The organism is Brevundimonas sp. NIBR10, assembly GCF_027912515.1.
GTDB lineage: Bacteria > Pseudomonadota > Alphaproteobacteria > Caulobacterales > Caulobacteraceae > Brevundimonas.
Genome location: NZ_CP115464.1, coordinates 2,950,567 through 2,975,803 on the forward strand (window position 1 = coordinate 2,950,567; position 25,237 = coordinate 2,975,803).

The 25,237-nt window shown below is 67.6% G+C and carries 18 protein-coding genes, 1 tRNA gene and 1 pseudogene; 17 read left to right on the forward strand and 3 right to left on the reverse strand.

Annotated elements, in window-relative coordinates:
* Positions 1-2: 2 nt before the first annotated feature.
* The 4 genes from O5K39_RS14520 (at position 3) to O5K39_RS14535 (ending at position 2,774) form a co-directional block, all read left to right on the forward strand.
* The gene (locus O5K39_RS14520; protein WP_271144326.1) at positions 3-926 is read left to right on the forward strand and encodes a methyltransferase type 11; all 924 of its coding nucleotides are present in this window, start codon (positions 3-5) and stop codon (positions 924-926) included.
* Between the two features lie 133 nt (positions 927-1,059).
* Positions 1,060-1,653: an HD family hydrolase gene (locus O5K39_RS14525; protein ID WP_271147166.1), complete on the forward strand. Its 594-nt coding sequence runs from the start codon at positions 1,060-1,062 to the stop codon at positions 1,651-1,653.
* Between the two features lie 5 nt (positions 1,654-1,658).
* Complete coding sequence (locus O5K39_RS14530; protein ID WP_271144327.1) at positions 1,659-2,597, forward strand: NAD regulator; 939 nt, start codon at positions 1,659-1,661, stop codon at positions 2,595-2,597.
* A gap of 87 nt (positions 2,598-2,684) precedes the next feature.
* Positions 2,685-2,774 (forward strand) — tRNA-Ser (locus tag O5K39_RS14535).
* Positions 2,775-2,961: 187 nt separating this feature from the next.
* On the opposite strand, the gene O5K39_RS14540 is transcribed toward O5K39_RS14535, so the two are convergent.
* The gene (locus O5K39_RS14540) at positions 2,962-3,129 is read right to left on the reverse strand and encodes a hypothetical protein (RefSeq protein ID WP_271144328.1); all 168 of its coding nucleotides are present in this window, start codon (positions 3,127-3,129) and stop codon (positions 2,962-2,964) included.
* Between the two features lie 227 nt (positions 3,130-3,356).
* On the opposite strand from O5K39_RS14540, the gene O5K39_RS14545 reads away from it, so the two are divergent.
* The 13 genes and pseudogenes from O5K39_RS14545 to O5K39_RS14605 all read left to right on the forward strand — a co-directional run bounded on the left by O5K39_RS14545 (position 3,357) and on the right by O5K39_RS14605 (position 21,236).
* Complete coding sequence (locus O5K39_RS14545; RefSeq protein ID WP_271144329.1) at positions 3,357-4,991, forward strand: TldD/PmbA family protein; 1,635 nt, start codon at positions 3,357-3,359, stop codon at positions 4,989-4,991.
* A 34-nt stretch (positions 4,992-5,025) separates the two neighbouring features.
* Positions 5,026-6,360, forward strand: a complete 1,335-nt coding sequence (locus O5K39_RS14550) for a TldD/PmbA family protein (protein ID WP_271144330.1) — start codon at positions 5,026-5,028, stop codon at positions 6,358-6,360.
* A 13-nt stretch (positions 6,361-6,373) separates the two neighbouring features.
* On the forward strand, positions 6,374-7,096 hold the full coding sequence (locus O5K39_RS14555; RefSeq protein WP_271144331.1) for a DUF4159 domain-containing protein: 723 nt from the start codon (positions 6,374-6,376) through the stop codon (positions 7,094-7,096).
* A 45-nt stretch (positions 7,097-7,141) separates the two neighbouring features.
* Entirely contained in the window at positions 7,142-8,140 is a 999-nt protein-coding gene (locus O5K39_RS14560; RefSeq protein WP_271144332.1) for a MoxR family ATPase, read from the forward strand.
* 8 nt (positions 8,141-8,148) lie between these two features.
* A complete protein-coding gene (locus O5K39_RS14565) occupies positions 8,149-9,033 on the forward strand; it encodes a DUF58 domain-containing protein (RefSeq protein WP_271144333.1) in 885 nt (294 codons plus the stop codon).
* A complete protein-coding gene (locus O5K39_RS14570) occupies positions 9,030-10,217 on the forward strand; it encodes a BatA domain-containing protein (protein WP_271144334.1) in 1,188 nt (395 codons plus the stop codon). The genes O5K39_RS14565 and O5K39_RS14570 overlap by 4 nt, the downstream gene beginning before the upstream one ends.
* Entirely contained in the window at positions 10,214-12,382 is a 2,169-nt protein-coding gene (locus O5K39_RS14575; protein ID WP_271144335.1) for a DUF4175 family protein, read from the forward strand. Before O5K39_RS14570 ends, O5K39_RS14575 begins: the two co-directional genes overlap by 4 nt.
* On the forward strand, positions 12,379-14,223 hold the full coding sequence (locus O5K39_RS14580) for a hypothetical protein (RefSeq protein WP_271144336.1): 1,845 nt from the start codon (positions 12,379-12,381) through the stop codon (positions 14,221-14,223). The genes O5K39_RS14575 and O5K39_RS14580 overlap by 4 nt, the downstream gene beginning before the upstream one ends.
* A gap of 146 nt (positions 14,224-14,369) precedes the next feature.
* Complete coding sequence (locus O5K39_RS14585; protein ID WP_271144337.1) at positions 14,370-16,556, forward strand: M3 family metallopeptidase; 2,187 nt, start codon at positions 14,370-14,372, stop codon at positions 16,554-16,556.
* Positions 16,557-16,803: 247 nt separating this feature from the next.
* Positions 16,804-16,971 (forward strand): annotated as a pseudogene (locus O5K39_RS14590) (IS5/IS1182 family transposase); the annotation flags it as partial.
* A gap of 374 nt (positions 16,972-17,345) precedes the next feature.
* Positions 17,346-19,049: an alpha-amylase family glycosyl hydrolase gene (locus tag O5K39_RS14595; protein ID WP_348637110.1), complete on the forward strand. Its 1,704-nt coding sequence runs from the start codon at positions 17,346-17,348 to the stop codon at positions 19,047-19,049.
* Positions 19,046-20,023: an ROK family protein gene (locus tag O5K39_RS14600; protein ID WP_271144339.1), complete on the forward strand. Its 978-nt coding sequence runs from the start codon at positions 19,046-19,048 to the stop codon at positions 20,021-20,023. Before O5K39_RS14595 ends, O5K39_RS14600 begins: the two co-directional genes overlap by 4 nt.
* 40 nt (positions 20,024-20,063) lie before the next feature.
* Positions 20,064-21,236 (forward strand): MFS transporter, encoded by a 1,173-nt coding sequence (locus O5K39_RS14605; RefSeq protein WP_271147167.1) that lies wholly within the window; start codon positions 20,064-20,066, stop codon positions 21,234-21,236.
* A 58-nt stretch (positions 21,237-21,294) separates the two neighbouring features.
* On the opposite strand, the gene O5K39_RS14610 is transcribed toward O5K39_RS14605, so the two are convergent.
* Positions 21,295-22,314 (reverse strand): LacI family DNA-binding transcriptional regulator, encoded by a 1,020-nt coding sequence (locus O5K39_RS14610; RefSeq protein WP_271144340.1) that lies wholly within the window; start codon positions 22,312-22,314, stop codon positions 21,295-21,297.
* A 120-nt stretch (positions 22,315-22,434) separates the two neighbouring features.
* Positions 22,435-24,762 carry a TonB-dependent receptor gene (locus O5K39_RS14615; RefSeq protein WP_271144341.1) on the reverse strand — a complete coding sequence of 776 codons (2,328 nt, stop codon included), beginning with the start codon at positions 24,760-24,762 and terminating at the stop codon, positions 22,435-22,437.
* Between the last annotated feature and the right edge of the window lie 475 nt (positions 24,763-25,237).

Below are 25,237 nucleotides of genomic sequence, written 5' to 3' on the forward strand. Positions count from 1 at the left end.
TCATGAGACCGACCCTGCCATCGCGCATTGCGCTCCTGGCCTCCTGTGTGGGGGCCGTCGCCCTGATGGCGGCGTGCGACGATGGAGTGCGCATTTCCTCGACCCGGTCCAGCACCGAGGCCAAGGGCGTGCTCAAGGTCATCGACGCTCTGCAATGCCCCGAAACCCTGGGCTCCCTGACCCGCAAGGGCTCGGCCCAGGCCGACGGCACGGTCTGTACCTATGCCGGGCCGCGCGGAGCAGAGGTGTCGCTGCATCTGGTCCAGCTTGGCGACGACCCCATCGACACCGTCCTGAAGCGGTTCGAGACCCTGCTGTCCGACTCAATGCCGCGTACCGTCGCACAGCTGGCGGCGGCGGCGGCGAAGTCGGACGCCGAGGTGGCCCGTGCCGATGCCGAGGCTGCCCGGGCCGACGCCGAGGCGGCCGGAGCCGACGCCACGGCCCAGGCTGCATCCACCGAAGCGGCCTCTAGCGGTGACTCCGCCCACATATCGGCCCCCGGCATGCAGATCGACGCCGAGGGCGACCGTGCCCGGGTCAGCCTGCCGGGCATCCACGTCGACGCCGACGGCGACAAGGCCAATGTCCGAATCGGCGGCTTCACCATCCGCGCCGATGACTCCCAGGCCCGCATCTCGGGTACGGGGCGTGCTCCCGGTTCATCGACCGAAGAGGCCGTGAGTATCCATGCTGTCGACAATGCCGCGGAGTTCCGGTCGAGCGCTCCGGGCGAGGCGACGCGCCAGACCTGGCGTCTGAACGACGACACCCCCTCGGACGCCGGCTGGCGCATGGTCGGCTACGAAGCGCGTGGTCCTCGCGGCGGCCCTATCGTCGTCGCCACCGTCCGCGTCCGCGAGCGCCGCTCCGACGACGTCTTCGACGACGCCAGGGACCTCGTCGCCCTCAACGTCGGGGAATGACCCGGCCAGACGTCATCACATACTTGATCGCCACGACGGGATGGGTCACCTGACCGGCCAACCACAGGAACCTCCCAACTTGGCCGCGCCGTCGCTGAAACCATCGAACAAGGCGCCTCGTGCCTGGCAGCGGATGCTGTCGGGCCGTCGCCTCGACCTCCTCGACCCCTCGCCCCTCGACATCGAGATCGAGGACATCGCCCACGGCCTGGCCCGCGTCGCCCGCTGGAACGGCCAGACGATCGGCGAACACGCCTTCTCGGTCGCCCAGCACTCCTGCGTGGTCGAAGAGATCGCCGCCCACATCAGGCCGGGGCTGGAGCCGAAATGGCGCCTTGCCGCCCTGCTCCACGACGCGTCCGAATACGTCATCGGCGACATGATCTCGCCTTTCAAGGCGGCGCTGGGCATGAACTACAAGGGCTTCGAGGCCCGACTGGAAGACGCCATCCACGTCCGCTTCGGCCTCCCGCCCAAGTCCCCGCCGCCGATCAAGACCCTGATCAAAAAGGCCGACCGCGCCTGCGCCTTTTTCGAGGCGACCCAGCTGGCCGGTTTCGACCGCGCCGAATCGCTGAAGATCTTCGGCAGCCCCCCGCCCGGCTACGACCTGACCATCGAGCCCCTGCCCGCCCCGGTCGCCCAGGCCCGCTACCTCGAACGCTATCGCGTCCTGGCCGAGGCCGTCGGTCTGATCCCCGCCCCCGACGCCTGGCACACGGAATAGCGCCGGTGTCGTTCGGCGCGGAAAACGGTGTCCGGATCGGCCTCTCCGCTGTGGTCATGGCCATCCGCGACCGTCGCCTCTGCGTCCTGACCACCACGGCGCCGGGAGGCGAGATGGCCCTGCCCTTCGGGCCGTTCGATCCCGCCAACGATCGGACCTTTGAGCTGTCGTTGCGCGCCTTCGTCACCGCCCAGACCGGCTTTCGCCCCGGCTTCGTCGAGCAACTCTACACCTTCGGCGACGCCGGCCGCGCCTCGCCCCGCCCGACTCCGGGGCCCGAACGCCAGCGCGAGATCTCCGTCGGCTATCTGGCCCTGACCCGCGACGCCGCCGGCGCCTCCCTCGCCGACGCCCGCTGGACGCCGCTGTACGACATCTTCCCGTGGGAGGACCGCCGCACTCAAGCCGACCCCGCCATCCCCGACGCCCTGGCCGCCTGGACCGCTGCCGACCCGCGTCGTCCGGCCCGCGCCGAAAGCCTGTTCGCCTTGGGCGGCGCTCTGCGCTGGAACGAGGAGCGCGTGCTGGAGCGCTACGAACTCCTCTACGAAGCCGGCCTCGTCCCCGAGGCCCAGCGCGACGACGCGGCGTCGGCCGGCACCGCCGATGCCTTCCCCGGCCGCACAATGGTGTCCGATCACCGTCGCATCCTCGCCACCGGCCTCGGCAGGCTGCGATCCAAGTTGAAGTACCGACCGGTCCTGTTCGAACTTATCGACGGCGCCTTCACCCTGTCCGAACTCCAGGCGGCGGCCGAGGCCGTGGCGGGCCTCACCCTGCACAAGCAGAATTTCCGCCGCGGCGTCGAACGCACCGGCCTGGTCGAGCCCACCGGCCGCCTTTCGACCGGCACCGGCGGCCGCCCGGCCGAGCTGTTCCGCTTCACCGGCACCGACGCCCGCGACGGCCAGGCCCCCGGCCTCGCCCTCCCCGCGCAACGCTGACCAAAAAAGGATACGAACCCGCTTGCGGCGACGCCCCCACCCCATTAGGTAGGCCCCTCGCTCGACCAAGCGTACTTACGGCCCCGCGGAGAGGTGGCAGAGTGGTCGAATGTACCGCACTCGAAATGCGGCGTGCCTGGAAGGGTACCGTGGGTTCGAATCCCACCCTCTCCGCCATCGTTTGTCTTCTTAGTTATCAATGATTTGAGACCGCCTTGCCCAGCCCGCGCCTTGCGGGCTTTCCCGCGTCCAGACGCGACAGGACCGCGAAGGGACCATGGTCCGGTGCCAGCCGGTGCAGGGTCTCGATCACCCAGCGCTCCACGGGCAGCGCTGGCAGACGGTAGATGCCCTCGGGCCGCCACTAGCCCCGACCGCGATTGACGCTGCTGGACAGATAGTAGCGATGCGCAGCCCCCGACTTGCCGTAAGTGTGGGCCGGGGTCATCGAGATGCCGTCGCAATCGAACACCAGCCCCTTGAGCGCCACAGGACCCTGGTCCGGGCCACCGCCTCCAGGATTAGACGTCAAACAACGGCCTCTGCCGGCCGACGACGCATGAGACCAATCACTTGCAGATCGTCATTGGATCGTCACGGTCGCGGTATGAAGTTTTCGTAATGATACGGACTAACGGCGTCGATCATTTGACGTCCGCTGGTCGGGTGTCAAAGATGACGCCAGCGCAATCGAGGGCCTCGTCACGGAGCCCGGCAGAACCCTGCGTATTGTGACGGGCAATCTGGTGGAGAACAGCCTTGGATCGACGTTCATTCCTCGCCGCATGCGGCATCGGCGCCGGAGGCCTTCTTGTACCCGGGTTCTCCGGCCGGGCCATCGCAGCGGAACAACTGGTTGAAACCATCGATCTGGGGGTCAAGAAGCGTCTCGCCGACGCTGGGCTCAGCGCGGCTGCGGCTGCGGGTGCGTCCTATTACGACGTGCGCGTCGGTCGCTACATGCGCCAGTTCGTGATCACCCGCGAAGCCAACGTCCAGAACGTCGTCAACACAGAATCAACGGGCACGGGCGTCCGCGTCATCGCCGACGGGGCATGGGGCTTCGCCGCCACGAACGACATGACGGCAGAAGCCGTGTCCGCCGCCGCCAGACTGGCCGTCGCCATCGCCAAGGCCAATGCCAAGCACCAGACTCAGCCGGTCCGACTGGCTCCGACGCCGGGCGTCGGCGAGGTCTCCTGGAAGACCCCGATCCGTCGCAACGCCATGGAGGTGCCGATCGCCGAAAAGGTCGCGCTTCTGCTGGGCGTCAATGCCGCGGCGATGAATGGCGGCGCCAACTTCGTCAATTCACAGCTCTTCCTGGTCAATGAGCAGAAGTATTTCGCCAGTTCGGACGGCTCCTACATCGATCAGGACGTGCACCGGATCTGGGCACCCTTCACGGTCACGGCGATCGATCAGGCCACCGGCAAGTTCCGCACCCGGGACGGCCTGTCGGCCCCAATGGGCCTGGGCTACGAATATCTGGACGGCAACGTCGCCGATCAGATCGTCGCCTCGAACGGCGTGGTCAGCTACGGCATGTCCTACGACATGACCAAGGACGCGATCGCCGCCGCCCAGCAGGCCCGCGAGAAACTGACGGCCACCTCGGTTCGTCCGGGCTCCTACGACCTGGTTCTGGACCCCAACCACCTGGGCCTGACGATCCATGAGTCGGTCGGTCACCCGCTCGAACTCGACCGCGTGCTAGGCTACGAGGCCAACTACGCCGGCACCAGCTTCGCCACCCTGGACAAGCGCGAGGCGCGTTTCCAGTACGGCTCAGAGATCGTCAACCTGTTCGCCGACAAGACTCAGGTCGGCTCGCTCGGCGCGGTCGAGTACGACGACGAGGGCGTCAAGACCAAGTCTTGGGACCTGATCAAGGACGGCAAGCTGGTCGACTATCAGGCGACGCGCGACCAGGCCCACATCCTCGGCAAGACCGAATCCGACGGCTGTTCCTACGCCGACAGCTGGTCGACCGTGCAGTTCCAGCGGATGGCCAACATCTCGCTGAAGCCCGGCACGGCCCCGATGAAAGTCGACGACATGATCAAGAACGTCGAGAACGGCATCTACATCCTTGGGCGCGGCTCCTTCTCGATCGATCAGCAGCGCTACAACGCCCAGTTCGGCGGAACCCTTTTCTACGAAATCAAGAACGGCGAGATCACCAAGCCGCTGGAGGATGTCGCCTACCAGATGCGGACCCCCGAGTTCTGGAACGCCTGTTCGGCGATCTGCGACGAGAGCGACTACCGGATGTTCGGCTCCTTCTTCGACGGCAAGGGCCAGCCCAGCCAGGTCTCGGCCGTCAGCCACGGCTCGTCGACGACCCGCTTCGACGGGATCAACGTCATCAACACCGCGCGTTCGCTCGGTTGATCGGACCCCGCTGACAAACAATGGGAAAAATCACATGAGCATCATGACGCAAGACGAGGCCAAGACGATCCTCGACAAGGTGATCGCGCTGTCGACCGCCGACGAATGCACGGCCCAGTTGGGCGGCGGAACTCAGGGCAACATCCGTTTCGCCCTCAACAATGTTTCCACCTCGGGCGTGGTCTCGGACACCCAGCTCAGTGTCCAGGTCGCCTTCGGAAAACGGGTCGGCACGGCCGCAATCAACGAATTCTCGGACGAGGCCCTCGCCCGCGTCGTGAAGCGGGCAGAGGAACTGGCCAAGCTCGCGCCGGAGAATCCCGAGTTCATGCCGGCGGTGCAGAAGCAGGCCTACCGCGCCAGTGACACCTTCAACGCCGCCACCGCTGCCATCACGCCGGAGAACCGGGCCGAGATCGCCCGCGCCTCGATCGATCCCTGCAAATCACAGAAGCTGATCGCCGCCGGCTTTCTGAATGACGGCGCGGGTTTCACCGCTTTCGCCAACTCGAACGGCAATTTCGGCTATCAGCGCGCGACCAGCCTCAACTACACCTGCACCGTACGCACCGAGGACGGCCGGGGCTCCGGCTGGGTGGGCCGCAGCCTGAAGGACGCCGGCGACTTCAACGTCGACAACGATATCCAGGTCGCCATGCGCAAGGCCTCGGCCTCTTCCGAAGCCCAGGCGCTTGAGCCCGGCAAGTACACGGTCATACTGGAGCCCGCCGCCGCCGCCGGCCTGATCTCGTTCATGTTCAACTTCTTCGGCGCCCGTCAGGCCGACGAGGGCCGGAGCTTCCTGTCCAAGGCGGGCGGCGGCAACAAGATCGGCGAGCAGGTCTTCGATCCCCGCGTCACCCTCACGGCCGATCCCTGGCACGACGAGGTGCCCGTCCTGCCTTGGGACGGCAGCGGTCTGCCGCGCGAGCGGATGGATTTCGTCCGGGACGGCAAGATCGCCAACCTGAATTACGACCGCTACTGGGCCGACAAGCAGGGCAAGGCCGCCAATGCCGGCCCCGGCAACCTGATCATGTCGGGCGGCACCAAATCGATATCGGAACTGGTCCGCGAAACCGAACGCGGCATCCTTGTCAGCCGTACCTGGTATATCCGGATGGTGGATCCGCAGACCGTTCTGCTGACCGGCCTGACCCGGGATGGCACCTTCTACATCGAGAACGGCGAGTTGAAGTATCCGCTCAAGAACTTCCGCTTCAACGAGTCCCCGGTGATCATGCTGAACAACATCGACGAGCTGGGTCGTCCGGTCCGGGTCGGTGGCGACGAGACCAACCTGTCGATGATGATCCCGCCGATGCGTCTGCGCGACTTCACCTTCACCTCCCTGTCCGACGCCGTCTGACCGGAGAGGGTGCGTGTCGGGTTCGAGTATGACACGCGCCGACGCCTTGCGATTTCTGACCGGCGGCGCGCTGGGGGCCCTGCTTGCAGGCTTCCCGCGCGCCGCCGACGCGCAGGCCACCTACGATTTCTGGTTCACCCGCCTGCGCTACGATTCCGGAGACTGGGACGTGGACCAGCGGATGCCGGCCAATATCCTGACCTCCCTGGTCGACTACACCAACCTGCGGGTCGATCCCGAAGAGCGGGTCGTGGCCCTGGCTGACCCGGCGATGCTGACGGCCCCCTTCTGTTATCTGGCGGGCCACAAGCTGGTGGAGTTCAGTACGGCCGAGGCCCGCAATTTCGAACGTTATGTCCGGAACGGTGGCTTCGTTTTCGTCGATGACTGCAACCACGACATCGACGGCCTGTTCGCCGTCACCTTCGAGCGCCAGATGGCCGAGATCTTCGGTGCCGAGGCCCTGAAGAAACTGCCCAACGACCACGGCATCTATCGCAGCTTCTTCGAGTTCGAGGACGGCCCGCCGGCGACCAGCTTCGAGCTGAACGGCTGGGGCGACGACCTCATCCACGACTACCTTAAGGGCATCGAAATCGATGGCCGGCTGGGCGTGCTCTACTCGAACAAGGATTACGGCTGCGAGTGGGACTACGACTGGCGCAACAAGCGCTTCCTGGCCGAGGACAACACCAAGTTCGCGGTCAACATCATCCTTTACGCCCTGACTGCCTGAATTTGGCCGCCTGACCTTTTCGCCTCCCTCCTCCCCGGAGTTTCGATGACCACGCCCACCCAATCCGAGATCGACACCCGGCTGGCCCAGCTCGGCAAGCTGAAGGCCGCGATCGGCCAGGCCATCGTCGGTCAGAACGAGGTCGTCGAACAGTTGCTGATCGGCCTGCTCGCCGGCGGTCACTGCCTCATCGAAGGCGTGCCCGGGCTCGGCAAGACCCTGCTGGTCCGCACCCTGGGTCAGGCCCTGCATCTGGAGTTCCGGCGGGTCCAGTTCACCCCCGACCTGATGCCGTCGGACATCCTCGGCACCGAGGTGCTGGAAGAGGATCACGGCACGGGCCATCGATCCTTCCGCTTCCAGCCCGGCCCGGTCTTCACGAACCTCTTCCTGGCCGACGAGTTGAATCGCACCCCGCCCAAGACCCAGGCCGCCCTGCTGGAAGCCATGCAGGAACACACGGTTTCCTACGCCGGGGTGACCCATAAACTGAACGAACCCTTCTTCGTGCTGGCGACCCAGAACCCGCTGGAACAGGCCGGTACCTATCCCCTGCCCGAGGCTCAGCTGGACCGCTTCCTGCTCAACATCCGCGTCGGCTATCCGACGGCGGAGGAGGAACGCGCCATCCTGGTCGCGACGACGGGGTCGGGCATCGGCACCGTGCCCCAGGTCATGGTCGGCGAGGACATCGTCGCCCTGCAGAAATGGGTCCGCGACGTCTACGTCGGCGACGCCCTGCTCACCTGGATCACCTCGCTCGTTCGCGCCACCCGTCCGTCAGCCGACGCCCCCAAGGCGGTGCAGGACTACGTCCGCTGGGGTGCCGGGCCCCGCGCGGGTCAGGCGCTGGTTCTGGCCGCGAAGGCGCGCGCCCTGCTGCACGGTCGCCTCGCCGCGACGCGCGAGGACGTGGTCGCCCTGGCCGCCCCGGTCCTGCGTCACCGCATCCTGCTGTCCTTCGCCGCCGAGGCCGAGCGCAAGACGGCGGACGATGTGGTCGCCGCCCTCATGGCCGCCCTGCCCGCGCCCAGGCCCGACTGACCCACGGCATGTCTCCGCTCGACCTGCCCCCGGAGTTGCGTAGTCGCCTTCGTCGTCTGTCCATCGTCCCGCGTCGCGCGGCGGTGCTGGCGAGCGCAGGCATGCACGACAGCCGCAACAAGGGCGGCGGGCTCGAGTTCGCCCAGTACCGGGCCTATGAGCGGGGCGACGATCTGCGCGCCATCGACTGGAAGCTCTACGCGCGGTCCGACCGCTTCTTCGTCCGCGACGCCGAGCGTGAAAGTCCGGTCGCCATCTGGATCGTCCTGGACGCCAGTGCCTCGATGGCCCAGGCCGATCTCGCCCGCCCCGACTGGTCCCGTTTCGACGCCGCTCGACGACTGACGACGAGCCTGATCGAGATCGCCCTGTATCAAAACGACCGGTTCGGCGTCGTGGTGGAACGCGCGGAAGGCCCCATGGTCTTGACGCCCCACGCCGGCGGCCGCCATCGCGACCGGGTTCTTCTGACCCTGGCTCCGCTGGAAGCATCGGGCGTCGCCGACTGGACCCGCGACGTCGGCGTCTTCGGCGAGCAGATGGGCGCGCGCGACATCATCGTGATTCTGACCGACGGCTTCGACGACGGCTGTATCGCGACCGCCGAACGGCTCGCCGCATCGGGCCGCGACATCTGCCTGATCCAAATCCTGACCGGCGACGAACGCGACTTCCCCTTCGACCAGGGCTACCGATTCCATGATCCGGAAACGGGCACCGAGCTGATCGGCGACGGCCGTTCCCTGCGCGCCGACTACCTCACTCGCTTCGCCGCCGCCAGCGCCGCGCTCGCCGCCCGCCTGGAAACACGAGGCATCCGCCACGTCGAACACTTCATCGACGAGAGCGCGGACACGCCCATCCGCACCCTGTTCCGCGCGCCCGGTCGATGAGCCCGGCCCTGCTCCTCCCCGCAGGCTTGGCGGCCCTGCTGACCCTGGCGATCCCGGTCGTCATCCATATCGCACGCCGGACCGAGAGCCGGACCGTGGACTTTGCCGCCCTGCGCTGGCTCGACGCCGCGCCAAAGCCCCGCCGCAGTCTGATGATCGACGAGCGCTTCCTGCTCGCCGCACGACTCCTGCTGCTGGCGATGATAACTCTCTGGCTGGCCGCGCCTGTTCTGCGGAACGCCGTCGACACCAGGCCCGTCGTCGCCGTCGCGCCCGGCGCGGATACCGAAACCGTCGCCGCCGCCACGGACAAGGGCGACCACGTCGTCTGGCTCGCTCCCGGGTTCCCCGAGCACGGCACCCTCGCCCCGCCAGCGTCCGATGACATCATCAGCCTCCGCCAGCTCGACGCGGAACTGCCGGCCGACGCGCCGGTCAAGGTGGTCGTCCCCGCGACCCTCGAGGCCGTCGATGCCGAACGGCCGAAACTGTCCCGCCGCGTCGACTGGACGGTCGGTGCCGAGGCCCCCGTCCGCCGCGTCGACTGGACGGTCGGTGCCGAGGCCCCCGTCCGCCGCGTCACCGCTCCGGACCCGCTCGGGCTGTCCGTCCGTTACGCGCCGGAAGCCGAGGATGCCGTCCGCTATTTCCGCGCCGCCGCCACGGCCTGGACCCCGGTGAACGCCGAACCCGCCTTCGACGCCGCCGCGATCGGGCGCGCCGTGCCGGGTAACTCGCGCCACCTGATCTGGCTCGCATCCGGTCCGGTCCCGGAGCCCGTCGAGGCCTGGGTCCGCGGCGGTGGGGTTATCCTGGCGGCGCTCGAGGCCCGCATTTCCGTAGAGGGCGAGACCATCCCCGTCTGGCGCGGCACGGCGGGCGAACCGCTGGCCGTCGCCGGTCGCCTGGGTCGCGGCCGCGTCATTCGACTGACCCGCGTGCTTGAGGCCGCCGCCATCCCGCAACTGGTCGAGCCCGATTTCCCCGACGCCCTCCAGACCATGCTCGACCCCCGCCCCGCGCCCGCCCGCGTCGCCGCCGTCGACCACGCGCCCCTCAGCGGCGCCGCCCCCTACGACCAGCCGCCGCTCGACCTGCGCCCGTGGCTGGCCCTGCTGATCGCCATCATCTTCGCCGCAGAGCGCTGGCTTGCGACCCGCCGAGCTCGGGCGGCCGCGCCGTGACCGCCGTCCCAGTACTGCTGAAGCATCAGAGCGCCGCCCGCGCCCGTGCTGGTCTCGACACGGTTGCTCTTGGCTTGCCCGCCGTCCTCGTCGTCGCGGCTCTGGGCTGGCGACTGTCCGGCGCGGCTGGTGCCGCCGCCGTCGCCGTCCTTGGCATCATCGGCCTCGCCGCCGTCGCCGTCTGGCGCTCCCGGCGCTTTGACCGGCGCTGGCTGATCGGCGAACTGGATGCCCGCATTCCCCGCTTCGAGGACAGCGCCTCGCTGTTGTTCCGCGATCCCGCCACGCTCGCCGGTCTCGCCGCCCTGCAACGCGACCGCCTCGAAGGTCGCGTGCCCGAGGCCGCTACCGTTGATTTGCGCCCCGGCTGGTCCCGGCAGCCCATCCTGATCGCCTGGGGCACCGCCGTCATCATGGTCGCCGCCATCCTGCTCTGGCCCGCCACGAACGGCACCGAGGTTCCCACCGCCGCACCCGCCCGCTCCGCCGTCGGTGCCGCAGCGCCCATGCTGACCGGCGCTCGCCTGCGCATCACGCCGCCCGCCTACACCGGCCTGCCCGTCCGAGAGCAGACCGCGCTGGACGCCCGTGTGCCCGAGGGGGCCCGCGTCGACTGGCTGATCGACTTCTCGCCCCAGCCGTCCATGGCCGGGCTCGACTTCCCCGAGAACACCCCGGTTTCCCTGATCCGCGACGGCCAGCGCTGGAGCGGTGCCCGGATCGTGGACAGGTCCATGCTGTACCGCATTACCGCCCCGGGACTAACGCAACAGCGACTGAACCGTCTCGACGCCGTCGCAGACGCCGAGCCCGTCGTCCGCCTCGTCGATCCACAGAGCCAGTTGATCCAGCTGACCCCCGGCCAGCGCGCCTGGACCCCGGTGTTCGAAGCCAGCGACGACTACGGCGTCATCGAGACCGCCACCCTGCGCATCACTGTCACTCAAGGCGACGGCGAGAACATCACCTTTAAACAGCGCTCCATGCCCCTGCGCGGACAGGGCACGGCCAAGCAACTGCGCTTCTCGACCACGCTCGATCTTGCCCGCGAAGGCATGGCGGCGGGCAGCGACCTGATCGTCCAGCTGGTCGTCACCGACAACCGCAGCCCCGAGCGGCACACAGTCGAGGGCCCCAGCGTCATCCTGCGCTGGCCCGCCAATCTCGCCATGGCCGAGGGCCTGGATGGCATGGCCATGCGCGTCATGCCCGCCTATTTCGCCAGCCAGCGCCAGATCATCATCAATGCCGAGGCCCTGATCGCGCGCCGACGCACCCTGACGGGCGACCCCTTCACCGACGCCTCCAACGTCATCGGCGAGGAACAGGCCGCGCTGCGCCTCCGCTATGGCCAGTTCATGGGCGAGGAGGCCGAAGGTGGCGGATCGGGCGGTGGCATCATCCTGCCCACTGCGGACGCCCCGGCGGCGCCCGCCCTGCCGACCGCCGACGCGCCCGCGCCCCGGACCCGCCCTGAGGAACACCATGACGATCACGAAGGCGAGGACCACGCCGACGAACCGGCCGCCGGCAGCATGGGCGAAGAGGTCGACGTGCTGCACCAGTTCGGCCATGCCCACGACGACCGCGACGTCGCGACACTGTTCCAGCCTCAGACCCGGTCGGCCCTGGCCCGCGCGCTGGACGCCATGTGGGCCTCGGAGCGGGAGCTGCGCCAGGGCCGCCCCGAGGCCGCGCTGCCTCACGCCAACTCGGCGCTCGAACTGCTGAAGGAGGCCCAGCGCGCGACCCGCATCTTCCTGCCTCGCGTCGGTGCCGACATTCCGCCGGTAGATTTCTCGCGCCGCCTGACCGGAAAGCGCGAGGACATCGTCGCCGACGATCCTGAACCACCCGAACGCCCCCCCCCCGACGCCGTCGCCGCCGACGCCTGGCGCGCGCTGGAGGAGCGGCCTGGTTCGACGTCGCGGCCTCTGGCCTTGGGCGCGCTCGATCGCTGGGTGCGCGCGAACGGTGCTCGGTTGGCCGATCCTCTGTCGCTACGTGCCGCCATCGACACCGTCCGCAACGAGCCGGCCTGCCTGGACTGCCGCCGCCGTCTGCGCGCCCTGCTGTGGACCGCCCTGGAGCGTCCGGTGCCCGCGCCCGGCCGTCGCGGGGCTCCCGGTGCCCGGGGCCAGCGCTATCTGGACGGCCTGCGATGAGCCTCGCCAGCCCCGCTTTCTGGACCGCCCTCGTCATTCTGGCGGCCGTCGTCCTCGGCATCGTCCGCCTGATCCTGTGGCAGCGCTCCGCGGGGCCCGCTCGTGCCGCTCGCTGGCGTCTGATGACCCTGATCGGGCTCCAGGTCCTGGCTGGCGCAATGCTCTGGCTGACCCTGCATCCTCCCGCGTCCCCCATCCGGACCGGCACGATGATCGTCGCCACCGCCGGTTCCCCCGCGACCATCGCAGCCGAGCCTGGCGACATTTTGATCGCCCTGCCCGAGGCCGGCCCTGTAACCGACGCAACCCGCGTCCCCGACCTCGCTACGGCCCTGCGCCGTTATCCGACGCCCGCTCGCATCCGCATCATAGGCCAGGGTCTGACGCCGCGCGACCAGTCGCCCCTGCCCGTCCCGGTCGAATTCTCCGCTCCGCCTCTGCCACGTGGCCTGATCGACCTCGCCCTGCCGGAGCCTACTGCGCCCGGCGCCACCTTCGTCGTCGGCGGACAGGTCGGGACCCTGGCCGCCGGGACCCTCGAACTGGTCGATCCCGCCGACGTCGTCGTCGACCGCGCCCGCATCGCTTCCGGCCAACGTTTCGCCCTGATGGCCGCTGTTCACGCGCCCGGCCTGGCCCTGTTCGATCTCCGCCTGCGGGACGCATCCGGCGCCGTCGTCGAACGGATCGCCGTCCCGGTCGAGACCCTTGCCCCAACCCCGCCTCGCGTCCTGGTCCTCGCCGGTGCCCCGAGCGCCGAGACCAAATACCTGAAGCGCTGGGCCGAGGAATCCCGGATTGCGCTGACCCTCGACATCGACATCGGCGGCGGCATCCAACTCGGTGACGCGCCCATCGCGCTGAACGCAGCGACCCTCGACAGACTCGACCTTGTCATCCTCGACGACCGTCGCTGGGAGAACCTCGCCGGTGGCCAGCGCGCCGCCCTGACCGCGGCCGTAAATAACGGCATGGGCCTGCTCCTGCGCCCCACCGGTCCGCTTTCGGCGGCGACCCGCCGCGACTGGGCCGGTCTCGGCCTGAACCTCAGCGGCGGGGACGACGCCGTCCCGCTGCGTCTCGCCCCCACAGCCCAGACCGCCGCGCCCGACGACACCGCCCCTGTCGAACCCACGGACGATGCCGAAGCATCGCCCGAGCTCGCCCGTCGCGATCTGACCATCACGGGCTCTGAAGCCATCGCCCTGCTGCGCGACGCCGATGGCGTCGCTCTGGCCAGCTGGCGTGCCAGGGGGCGCGGGCGTGTCGGTGTCTGGACCGTCACCGACAGCTATGCCCTCGTCCTGACCGGACGCCCGGACCAGTATGGCGAGATGTGGAGCGCGCTCTTCTCGCAGATCGGGCGCGCCGGCGAGGACAGCCGGGCGGAACTCTCCGGCGTCGCCCGTGTTGGCACGCGTGTCGCCTTGTGCCATCTACTCGGCCAACCCCGTGTTCTGGGACAGGACGGCCGCGTCCGCAGCTTGCGGATCGATCCGGCCGCAGGCGATCGCGCCTGCGCCGCCTACTGGCCCAATCAGGCCGGCTGGCACGTCGTCCAGGATGACCAACGCCGAGAGACGCCATTCTATGTCCATCCGATCGAAGACGCGCCGTCCTTGGAGGCGGCCAACAGACGATCGGTCACCGAGGCGCTGGCCAGCCTGACGCCGGCCCGCACCGCGCCTGACTCCACCTCTCATGCCCCCGGATCTCCTTGGCCCTGGTTCTGCGGCCTCCTGTTCGTCCTTTCCGGACTATGGTGGCTCGAGCGGAACAGGGATCCGGGCGTCGTCGCGCATGCGGTGCGATTCTGGTTGAAGCACAGAAAAGCGGTGTGACAATGCGCGCGTCTCCACTCCTGGCCCAGACCTACGGCCCGACACCGTGACCCGCCCAAAGCTCGCCAATATTGCATGGCGTTCAGGTGACGCCGGCGGACGCAGGGCCTAAGGCTGGATCACAAGATCATGACACGGAGTACCCCATGCATCGGCGAAACCTTCTCATCGGCGGCGCAAGCCTGATGGCCCTGACCGGCTGCACGACCATGGCCGACGCGTCCGGACCCTCGATCCAGGGCGGCGCATCCGCCGCCGGGGTCGCCGAAGAAGCGCGTATCGCGCGCGCGGTCCTTCCGAGCACGTCGCCGCGCGCCGAGTTGCTCCAACCCTGGACCGGCCCCTATGACGGCGTGCCGCCCTGGGACAAGGTCACCCCGGCCAAGCTGCGTGAGGCGGTGCTGGAAGGCATCGAGCTCCAGCGCGCCGACATCGCCGCCATCGCCGACAACCCCGAGCCCCCGACCTTCGCCAACACTCTGGTCGCGCTTGAGCTGGCGGGCGGGGCGCTGGATCGCGCCAACAACATCTACGGCGTGATGACGTCCAACATCGGCGGCGAGGCCTATGACGCCGTCGACACCGAACTGTCTCCGATCCAGTCGGCCGCCGGCGACGAGATCACTTTCAACGCCAAACTGTTCCAGCGGATCAAGGCCGTCGCGGACGGTGCCGACGCGGCGGGTCTGAACCCCGAGCAGAAACGTCTGGCGGAACGCCGGCGCGACGCCTTCATCCGTTCGGGTGCGAACCTGGACGCAGCCGGCAAGGCGGAACTGGGCCGCATCAATACCGCCCTGTCCAACGCTTTCACTCGTTTCGGCCAGAAGGTCGTCGCCGACGAGAACGCCTGGACGGTGATCCCGACCGAGGCCGGAACGGCGGGCCTGCCGGCCTCAAACAAGGCTGCGGCCGCAGCCGCCGCCCGAGCCAGGTCGATTTCCGGCTGGATCATCATGAACACCCGGTCGAGTGTCGATCCGTTCCTGACCTTCGCCGACGATCGGGCGATGCGCGAGCAGGTCTGGCGCAAATTCGTCAATCGGGGCGACAACGGCGACGCCAACGACACCAATGCGACCATCGCCGAGATCGTGGCGCTGCGGGACCAGCGAGCCAAGCTGCTGGGTTACCGCAACCACGCCGAACTACGCATGCAGGACACCATGGCCCGGACCCCCGCCGCCGCCAAATCGCTGATGGACCGCGTCTGGGCTCCCGCCAAGGCGCGCGTGGCCGAAGAGGTCGCGGACATGAAGGCGATCGCCGGCTTCGACATCGAGCCCTGGGATTACCTCTACTTCGCCGAGAAGGTCCGCAAACAGAAGTTCGACCTCGATCAGAACGAGCTGAAGCCCTATTTCGAGCTGAACGCCGTCCGGGCGGGATCTTTCTACATGGCCGAGCGGCTCTACGGCTTCCAGTTCAAGAAGCTGCCCGCCGGCACGGTCCCGGTGTTCGAGCCGGACGTCTTCGCCTACGAAGTCCACGACAAGGCAACGGGCCGCCTGATCGGTCTCTATTACACCGACGACTATGCCCGTCCCGGCAAGCGGTCGGGGGCCTGGATGACCACCTACCGGGCCTTCTCGACGCTGGAGGGATCCAAGGTGATTCTGGCTTCCAACAACAACAACTTCACCAAGCCGGAGCCGGGTCAGCCGGTTCTGCTGTCGCTCGACGATGCCGAAACCCTGTTCCACGAGTTTGGCCACGCCCTGCATTATCTCAGCTCGGTCGTGACCTATCCGTCGTACGGCAATACGCCCCGCGACTTCGTCGAGTATCCGTCCCAGGTTCATGAGCACTGGGTCCTCAGCCGCCCGATCCTGGACGGCTTCATGAAACACCATGAGACCGGCCAGCCGATGCCGCAGTCGCTGGTCGATAAGGTCGACGCCTCGGGCACCTTCAACCAGGGCTATGCGACCGTCAGCTATCTGTCTTCGGCCCTCGTGGACATGGATCTGCATACCCAAGCCATGGCGCCCACCGACATCGACGCCTTTGAAAAAGCATCGCTGGATCGTCTCGGCATGCCGCGTGAGATCGTGATGCGGCACCGGCTGCCGCAGTTCAATCACCTCTTCACGTCCGACGGTTACTCCGCCGGCTACTACAGCTACCTGTGGTCGGAAACAATGGACGCCGACACCTGGGCCTATTTCGAAGAGTCCGGCGACGTGTTCAATCCGGACATCGCGGGACGCTTCAAGTCGATCATCCTGGCCCCCGGCAACACGACCGACCGCGCCGAGGCCTATCGCCGGTTCCGGGGCCGCGACGTCGATGTGTCGGCTCTGCTGAAGGTTCGGGGCTTTCCGACGACCTGACACCGCACAGTCGTCGATCACGGGCGCGACGCCAGGATACGCGTCGCGCCCTCGCTCCCGTTCGGAGGCAGACCCCTTCGGGCAACCCCTGTGCGGTACTGAAGAGCTGACCCGCCGGGCCGACTGATCCGTCACGATCCACTGTGCCCCGAAGGGGTTCTGTCGGTCCAAACCGACCGCCTCCCAGGCCTCGGACCCATTCATGTGATGCGCTCGATCTGACTCAGGCTCTGCGAGGAGACCTGATATCAGCGAGCTTGATTGGCTGACGGACGGGCTGATGGCGCAGTAGCGCACGCGCTTCCCCAATAGCCACGGCAAGCCCAGGGTGAATAATCGCCAGGTGCTGAGCGGGATCACCTTCGTCAATCGCAACGGGCTTCGCTGGCGTGACGCGCTGGCGGCCTATGGCCCACACGAGCTGGGCTGTGATTTGAAACTCATCAACCACGGCTCACGCTCCCAGCGATCCACGCGACCTTCAATGCAGGGCGTACGCCAAGGCCTCGCCGCCATTTCAACTTCCGCTTCGATGGGGTCCGTCGGCGTCATGAGTTCATTGGCGCTAAATAGCTCCTTGCGCGACAATCCCTATTGCAATCGATTGCATTCGTCGTTTAGGTAGATGAAGGGGTCCGCCCCGTCGGTTGAGTCAGAAGGCGGTTGGCGTCCATGTCGAATAGATCACGTGATGTAGTCGTCTCAGATCCTGTCCGCGATCACCGGTCATGGTCGGTCTTCGAGGCGCGATTTCAGGACATCTACGGCTCTGGCCCTGAAAGGACACCAGTGCTGGCGCGCATCGCCAGTCGCCTGGCCGCCGCACTGCGAACGCGTCCTGCCGCACTCGTCGAGTTGGACCGGGCCAGAGCCGTTCCGCCGAATGAGACCTCTCTGTCGGGCAACGTGGTCTACACCTTCTACGTCGATCGATTTTCACAGGATCTGGCAGGACTGATCGACAGGCTCGACTATCTCCAGAGCCTCGGCGTGCGCTGGTTGCATCCGCTCCCGCTGCTCAGATCGCGACCCGGCGATAGCGACGGCGGCTTTGCGGTCGCGGACTTTCGCCAGATCGAGCCTCGTCTGGGGCACATGAACGACCTGAACGCCCTGACTACAGCCCTTCATGAGCGGGGTATGGGCCTGTTGCTGGACGTGGTGTGCAATCACACCGCCCGCGAGCACGCCTGGGCGGCCGCCGCCCGCGCCGGCGATCCCGCGTGCCGCGACTTCTACCGGGTCGAACCAACCGAGGCGGCGGTCGCCGGCTGGGAACAGCATCTGATCGACGTGTTTCCCGACACCGCCCCGGGCAGCTTCACCCACGAGCCCGAGATGGGCGGCTGGGTCTGGACCACCTTCTACCCTTTCCAGTGGGACCTGAACTACGCCAATCCGGCCGTCTTCATCGAGATGCTGGACGTGCTGCTGTTCCTGGCCAATCAGGGGATCGACGGCTTTCGCTTGGACAGCGCGCCCTTCCTCTGGAAGCGCGAGGGGACCTCGTGCCGCAATCAGCCCGAGGCCTACCGGATCGTCGAGGCCTGGCGCGCGGCCCTGTCGATCGTGGCGCCGGGCATCGTCCTGCTGGCCGAGGCGATCGAGAGCATCGACGACGTCCTGCCGTTCTTCGGCCAACAGTCGCCGGGCTGCGACCTGGCCTACAACAACGGGGTGATGACAGCCCTATGGGGTGCGCTGGGCGACGAGGACGCGGGCATCGCCAGGACCCTGATCGAGGCGGCGTCGGTGCGGCCGGCGCACGCCGCCTGGCTCAACTATGTTCGCTGCCACGACGACCTGATCTGGAACGCGCTCGCGGCCTATGCGGAGCCCCGCGACCTGAAACGCTGGTCCGACTTCTATGCGGGCGGGGGTTTCTCGGGCGGGCGGGCCTTCCAGACCGCGCCGGGGGGCGTGCCCTCTACGAACGGCATGGCAGCGGCTCTGGTCGGTCTCGGGCGCGACGGCGTCGATCAGGACCTGGCCGCGCGTCGATTGACCCTGCTGTACGGGATCATCCACGGTCTGGACGGATGGCCGCTGATCTATATGGGCGACGAGGTGGCGCTGGGGAACGACGAGGCCTTCGACCAGGACGCCGCCCGTCGAGACGAGGGTCGGTGGCTGCACCGGCCGGTCATGGACTGGAGCGTGGCGGAGGGGCGTGACGACCCCGACCGGGTCCAGGGGCGGACCTTCGCGGCGCTGCGGCGATTCGGCGACCTGGCCCGGTCGCTGGATGGGCTCGACATTTACGGGCCGGCCCGGCCGGTCGCCCTGACCGAGAAGGCCGTGCTGGCGTTCGAGCGGGTGGAGGGGTCGCGTCGGCTGCTGGTTCTGGCCAATCTGTCGCCCCGTGGCGTGGCGGCCGATCTTCCGCCAGGGTGGGCCGGTGGAGGCCGCGATCTGGTGTCGGGCCGAGACCAGAGCGGACCGTCGATCATGCTGGAGCCCTACGACATCCTCTGGCTGGCGGATCGGGCATGAGCCGTTTCGCCGGCATCGAACTGGGCGGCACCAAGGTGATGGTGGCCTTCGGCTCGGGCCCGGACGACCTGTCGGCGCCCGTGCGAATCCCGACCACGACGCCGGACGAGACATTGGCCGCCGTGGCCGACCTGCTGGCGCTAGAGCACGGCCGGCAACCCTTCGACGCGATCGGCGTCGCCACCTTCGGACCCGTTCGCCTTGATCGCCAGGCCCGGGACTGGGGCCACATCCTGCCCACGCCCAAGCCCGGCTGGACCGGCGCGGACCTGATCGGACGCTTGCGCCGCTTCGGCGTGCCCATCGCCTTGGAAACCGACGTGTCCGGTGCCGCCCTGGCCGAGGGGCGGTGGGGCGCGTCACGGGGCCTGATCGACCACGCCTACGTCACGGTCGGCACTGGGGTCGGTGTCGGGATCATCAGCGGCGGTCGACCCGTGCACGGCCTGATGCACCCCGAGGCCGGCCATGTCCCGGTGTCGCGCGATCCGGCGCGCGATCCCTTCACAGGGGCCTGTCCCTTCCACGGCGATTGTCTGGAAGGGCTGGTGTCCGGACCGGCGCTGGCGGCCCGGCTGGGCCGGCCCGGCGAGACGGTCGCGGCGGACGATCCGGTCTGGAGCCTGATCGCCGACTATCTGGCGCAACTGGTCGCGACCCTCACCTACGTGGCCGCGCCCCGGCGGATTGTGATCGGCGGCGGGGTCGGCGGCAATCCGGCCCTTCTGGAGCGTGTCCGCACAGCCCTGAAGCAGCGGCTCGGAGGCTATCTGCCGGCCCTGGACGATGCCGCGGCCCTGACGGCCTATCTGGTCCCGCCCGGCCTGGGCGAGCGATCGGGCGTTCTGGGCGCGATCGCCCTGGCCGCCGACATCTTTGAACAATCGAGACCCCGCAAGACGGCGACCGCACCGGCGGCCGACCGGGGGTCCGTGGAGGACGACGCCCGTGACCCAGACCACGACCGCTCCTGACCGGGCGCTGAACACCCGCCTCATCAAGGGGCTGACGTTCATGATGTTCATGATGTTCGCAATGACCACGGATTCGGTCGGCGTGATCATTCCGGAGGTCATCCGCGAGTTCGACTTGGGCATGACCGCAGGCGGCGCGTTTCACTATGCGAGCATGAGCGGGATAGCCTTGGCCGGGCTGATGTTGGGCTTCCTGGCGGACCGGATGGGGCGGAAGCCCGCCATCATCCTGGGACTGGCCCTGTTCGCGGGCGCGGCCTTCCTGTTCGCGGTGGGGCGGTCGTTCGAGTTCTTCCTGGTCCTGCTGTTCGTCTCGGGGGCGGCGATCGGGGTGTTCAAGACGGCAGCCCTGGCGCTGATCGGCGACATCTCGACCTCGACCAAGTCGCACACCGCCACCATGAACACGGTCGAGGGCTTCTTCGGCGTCGGAGCCATCATCGGCCCGGCCATCGTCGCCGCCCTGTTGGCCGCTGGAGCCTCGTGGAAATGGCTTTATGTGATCGCCGGCGTGCTGTCGGTCGGCCTGATCCTGACGGCGTTGATGGTGCGCTATCCGACGGCGGTGAGGACCGCCGCGCCGCCAACCGACCTGAAGTCAACAGTGCGCATGATGCGCGACCCTTACGCCCTGGCCTTCAGCCTGGGTACGATGCTGTATGTGGGTGTGGAGACGGCCATCTACGTCTGGATGCCGACCCTGCTGCTGGGATACGACGGGCCCGCCGTCTGGGTCGCGGTCTATGCCCTGTCGATCTTCTTCGTGCTGAGGGCGGCGGGCCGGTTCCTGGGCGCCTGGATGATGAGCCGGTTCCGCTGGACAACGGTGCTGGTCGTCGCCAGCCTGGCCATCCTGGTCTGTTTCGCCGGATCTATCGCCGGCGGACGCGGCGCGGCGGTGTGGCTGCTGCCGCTGTCGGGCCTGTTCATGTCGGTGATCTATCCGACCCTGAACTCCAAGGGCATCAGCTGTTTCGCCAAGGCGGAACACGGCGCGGTCGCAGGGGTGATCCTGTTCTTCACCTGCGTCAGCGCGGTCCTGGCGCCGCTCGCCATGGGCGCGGTCAGCGACATCTTCGGCGCGCCGATCTATGGCTTCGTGCTGGCGACGGTCCTGGCGGCGATCCTGTTCGGGGCGCTGGCGGTCAACGCGGTCCTGGACCCCGCCAAGGCGCGCCTGGCCCGGTTCGACGACAGCCAGTACGGGGTTTAGAAGCGCGCGATTTCGCGATCTCGAATGACGCGATCTCCGCCATTCACGCCATGTCGCCTCAGGCCGACTGACGCACGATCAGTTCGGGGGGCAGGATGACCGAGTCCGTCTCCTCGCCCGCGAGCCGCCGCATCAGCAGATCCACCATGGCGATCGCGCCCGCGCCGATGTCCTGACGGATGGTGGTCAGGGCCGGGGCGGCATGGATGGCGATTTCCAAGTCGTCATAGCCGACCACGGCCACGTCGCCGGGCACCGACAGGCCCCGCTCGGTCAGGGCACGGATCGCGGCCATGGCGATGATGTCGGTCGCCGCGACGATGCCGTCCACGCGCGCTCCGCCGTCCAGGAACTCGCCGATCGTCTCATAGGCGGTCTGGGGCGTCAGGTGTACGGCCAGCAGGTGCTCCGGCGGTGCCGCCCCCGCCTTGCGATGCGCCGACAGGAACCCCTCGTAGCGCTCGCCCAGTTCCGGGAAGTCCGGATTGCCGAAGAAAGCCAGGTGTCGCCGTCCACCGTTCAGCAGATGCAGGGTCGCCATCTCTCCGCCTGTGCGGTTGTCGGTGCCGACGGTGCATTGGACCCGTCCGGGAAAACTCGCGCCCCAGATCACCAGCGGCGGATAGCGCTGCGCGACCTCCTCGATGGTTTCGATCTGGTCCGACTGGCCGATGATCAGAACCCCATCGACCCGGCCGGAGTCGGTCATGTTGGCCAGCCAGTCGTCACCCGACGGAATGACCCGCGAGAGCAGCAGATCATAGCCCCGCGCCGTCAGGGCATCGGCCAGATGCCCCAGCAGGGTGATGAAGAACGGATCCGACACCGGCTGTCCGACGTCGTGACCCAGCGGCAGGATGACCGCGATGGCCTGAGTCCGCCCTGTCCTGAGATTGCGCCCCACCACATTGGGCCGATAGCCGTACTCGCGGGCCAGGGCGGCGATACGCTCGCGCGTCTCCCGACGGATTGCAGGATTGCCGGCCAGGGCACGCGACACCGTCGAGGTCGATAACCCCGCCAGGCGCGCCAGATCGGCCAGGCTTCCGACGGTTTTCTTCGTAAGCGACATGGGCATTGAATGAGCCGTCCCAACTTGCGGGTCAAAAAGAAAAAGCGGCCCGGTCGAAACCGGGCCGCGAGTCGCATCAGCCGTGCCGTCGGAGGGTTGACGGTCGGCGGGTTCAGCTCAGGAAAGCTAGAAGGTGTACCGCAGGGTCACGCTGGCCGTGCGCCCGTTCAGGGTCCGCGCCCGCAGGACATTGGCCGCCCCGGCCGTAATCGAGCCTTCCTCGCTCTCGGTGACCGCGAACTCGTCGAAGACGTTGTTGACGTTCAGCGACAGCGACAGGTCCTCGGTCAGGTCATAGCTGGCGAACGGATTGACGATGACATAGCCGGGCAGGACCAGCTGGTTGTCGAACTGGGCATAGGAATCGGTCGTGCCCACGACGTTGGCCCCGACCCGCAGGGCACCCCAGCTATAGGATCCCGTCGCCTGATAGACCCAGTCGGCCTGACGCCGGGGCGTGTTGCCGACGTTGGCGGGGTTCAGGCGATCGGCGGTGATTTCCGCGTTGGTCCAGGTCACGCCACCCGAAAAATCGAACCCGCCGTTGCGATAGAAGGCCTCGACCTCGATCCCCTTGGCCTCGTACTCGGCGTCGGTGAAGGTCTGACTGGTGGCCTCGAAATTGGTTTCCTCGGTCCTGGCCAGGAAGGCCGTGGCGAACAGTTGCACCGGGCCGCTGCGATAACGGACGCCCGCCTCGTACTGATCCACCATGTCGACGGCGGCGTCCGAGCTGCGGATGTTTCCGTTGGCCAGGATGGCCGGGCCGAACAGCAAACGGTCGGCGTTGGCGCGACCGCCCCGGCTGGCGCGACCGAACACGGCCATGTCGTCGCTGACCTGATAGTTGGCCCCGATCGAATAGGAGGCGTAGTTCCAGTCGTAGTCGACGGGCTTGGTATTGGCGAAATCGATCACCGTGACCTTGGTCTCGGGAATCTGGATCACCCCGTCGCCGGAGATGTCGCGGGTGGCGACGATGCCGTCGGCGAAGGTCCCGCTGGCGGTCCCTGAATCGTATCGCAGCGAGCCATCGATGATCAGCGGGCCGGCCTCCCAGCTCAGCGCCACATAGGGGGCGTCGATGTCATAACCGACGTCATAGGACCGCCGGCAGCAGTTGCCGAAGAAGGTCGCGCCATAGCCGACCAGACCGTTCTGCGTCTGCTTCACGCCGGCGCTGCTGAAGACGTCGACCAGGGCGGCGTTGTCGCCCTTGACCTCGAGCAGGTATGAATTCCAGAGCCAGTCCATGTCGATCTGCTGGCTGGAGCGGTAGTAGCCGAAGGTCGCCTTCAGCGTGCCCGTCCCGGCGGCGAACTCGCGTTCCAGCTTCAGGTCGTTGGCCATGTTGCCGAAGTCGTTGATGTCGACGTCGAACAGGACGATCTGGGCCAGCAGGCCGTTGCCGTTAGCGGTCGTGGGCACGATTTGGCCCGCATTTGCGCCGTTGGCATAGCGGGCCACCGAGCCCGCGCCGCCGATGCCGGCGGCGATGGCGCTCGGCGTTCCGGTTCCGGCGGTGAAGGGCGAGACAAACCCGCCCGTGGCCCTGGCGATGCGGAACTTGTCGGTCAGGGTCCAGCCGGCACCCAGGTCGAAGCTGGCCTCCAGGCCGCCCGAAAGGACTTCCGGGTGCATGCCGTCGACGATGTCGGAGACGCGCGGGCCGTTCGATCCGTCGAGACCCGGGCTATTGCGGAACAGGGCCGAGTGCAGGGTCTGGCTGGAGGCGTCATAGCCCGGCAGCGGACCCCAGCTGGGGTCGCTGTTCGTGCCCGTCACCCGGATCGGCGACGGCAGATAGCCGATCGCGCGGTCGTTCAGATATTTGGCGCTGAGCCGGACGTAGCCGGCCTCGAACTCGCGGGTCAGCGAGGCGCGAACCTGGCCGCCCTCTTCGCCGGTATAGCCCGCGTCACGCGCGCCTTCGCCCGCGCGATAGAAGCCCCCGATCGAGCCGAACATGCTTTCGCTGATGCGGCCGCCGAACTGGAAGTCGCCGCGCGTGGTGTCGAAATCCAACCCCCGGGTCAGGGCGAAACTGCCGCCGTCGCGCGAGCCCGTCTGAGTGATCAGGTTGATGACGCCGCCCGGCGAGTTGGAGGCGAAGGTCGAAGCCGAACCGCCGCGCACCGCCTGGACCCGCGCCACGGTCGCGTCATAGCGGGTGAAGATGTCGGCGTTGCCGAAGGCGATGTCGCCGAACTCCAGGACCGGCAGGCCGTCCTCCTGGATCTGCAGGAATTTGGCGCCGCCCGTCGAGATGGGCAGGCCGCGCACGGCGATATTGGCATTGCCCTCGCCGCCCGACGATTCGGAGCGGATGCCCGGAATACTGCGGAAGATTTCGGCGGTGGAGCGCGGCGCCAAGTCCTCTACTGTCTCGGCGCTGAGGGTCGTAACCGAGACGCTGGAGCGCAGGGTCGTGCTGGAACCTGCCACAGCCGTCACAACGATCTCGTCAACAGTGGTCGCTTCAGGTTCCGCGGGCTGGGAGCCCGCCGTTTGGGCCAAGGCCCCGGTGGTGCCTAGCGCCGCCATCAGCGCGCCTGCGCAAACAATCGTCATCCGCTTCATTGTCGTCCCTTTTCCCTCAGACCTCTGATCGAGCCCGTGATAGAACTATACATGCTCTGCAATCGATTGCTACAATCGATTGCATGGCCGCTAGCGAGGCTAGGGTCGCCTGACAAATCTTGCCTGCGAACAGAACAGCGTGGGGTCGGCTCAACTCACGTATCGATGGTTCAATCGGTGCTTCAGACCAGGGTTAGCGGGACATCGAGGCGCGGAATTCATTGCTGGATTCCTATGGTACTGTGATCTGGGCACCGCCCCTGCGCTGTAAGGGTGTATCCGGACTGTGGTGACGCTCTGTCGGGCTTCATCTGGCCGGCAGTGGTGATGTCTGTCAGGCCAGCGCTGA

Bases quoted from the DNA above. Each gene is read 5' to 3' on its own strand.
- O5K39_RS14520 (WP_271144326.1), top strand. From the start codon at position 3: ATGAGACCGACCCTGCCATCGCGCATTGCGCTCCTGGCCTCCTGTGTG.
- O5K39_RS14525 (WP_271147166.1), top strand. From the start codon at position 1,060: ATGCTGTCGGGCCGTCGCCTCGACCTCCTCGACCCCTCGCCCCTCGAC.
- O5K39_RS14550 (WP_271144330.1), top strand. From the start codon at position 5,026: ATGAGCATCATGACGCAAGACGAGGCCAAGACGATCCTCGACAAGGTG.
- O5K39_RS14560 (WP_271144332.1), top strand. From the start codon at position 7,142: ATGACCACGCCCACCCAATCCGAGATCGACACCCGGCTGGCCCAGCTC.
- O5K39_RS14565 (WP_271144333.1), top strand. From the start codon at position 8,149: ATGTCTCCGCTCGACCTGCCCCCGGAGTTGCGTAGTCGCCTTCGTCGT.
- O5K39_RS14570 (WP_271144334.1), top strand. From the start codon at position 9,030: ATGAGCCCGGCCCTGCTCCTCCCCGCAGGCTTGGCGGCCCTGCTGACC.
- O5K39_RS14580 (WP_271144336.1), top strand. From the start codon at position 12,379: ATGAGCCTCGCCAGCCCCGCTTTCTGGACCGCCCTCGTCATTCTGGCG.
- O5K39_RS14585 (WP_271144337.1), top strand. From the start codon at position 14,370: ATGCATCGGCGAAACCTTCTCATCGGCGGCGCAAGCCTGATGGCCCTG.
- O5K39_RS14600 (WP_271144339.1), top strand. From the start codon at position 19,046: ATGAGCCGTTTCGCCGGCATCGAACTGGGCGGCACCAAGGTGATGGTG.
- O5K39_RS14605 (WP_271147167.1), top strand. From the start codon at position 20,064: ATGATGTTCATGATGTTCGCAATGACCACGGATTCGGTCGGCGTGATC.
- O5K39_RS14610 (WP_271144340.1), bottom strand. From the start codon at position 22,314: ATGCCCATGTCGCTTACGAAGAAAACCGTCGGAAGCCTGGCCGATCTG.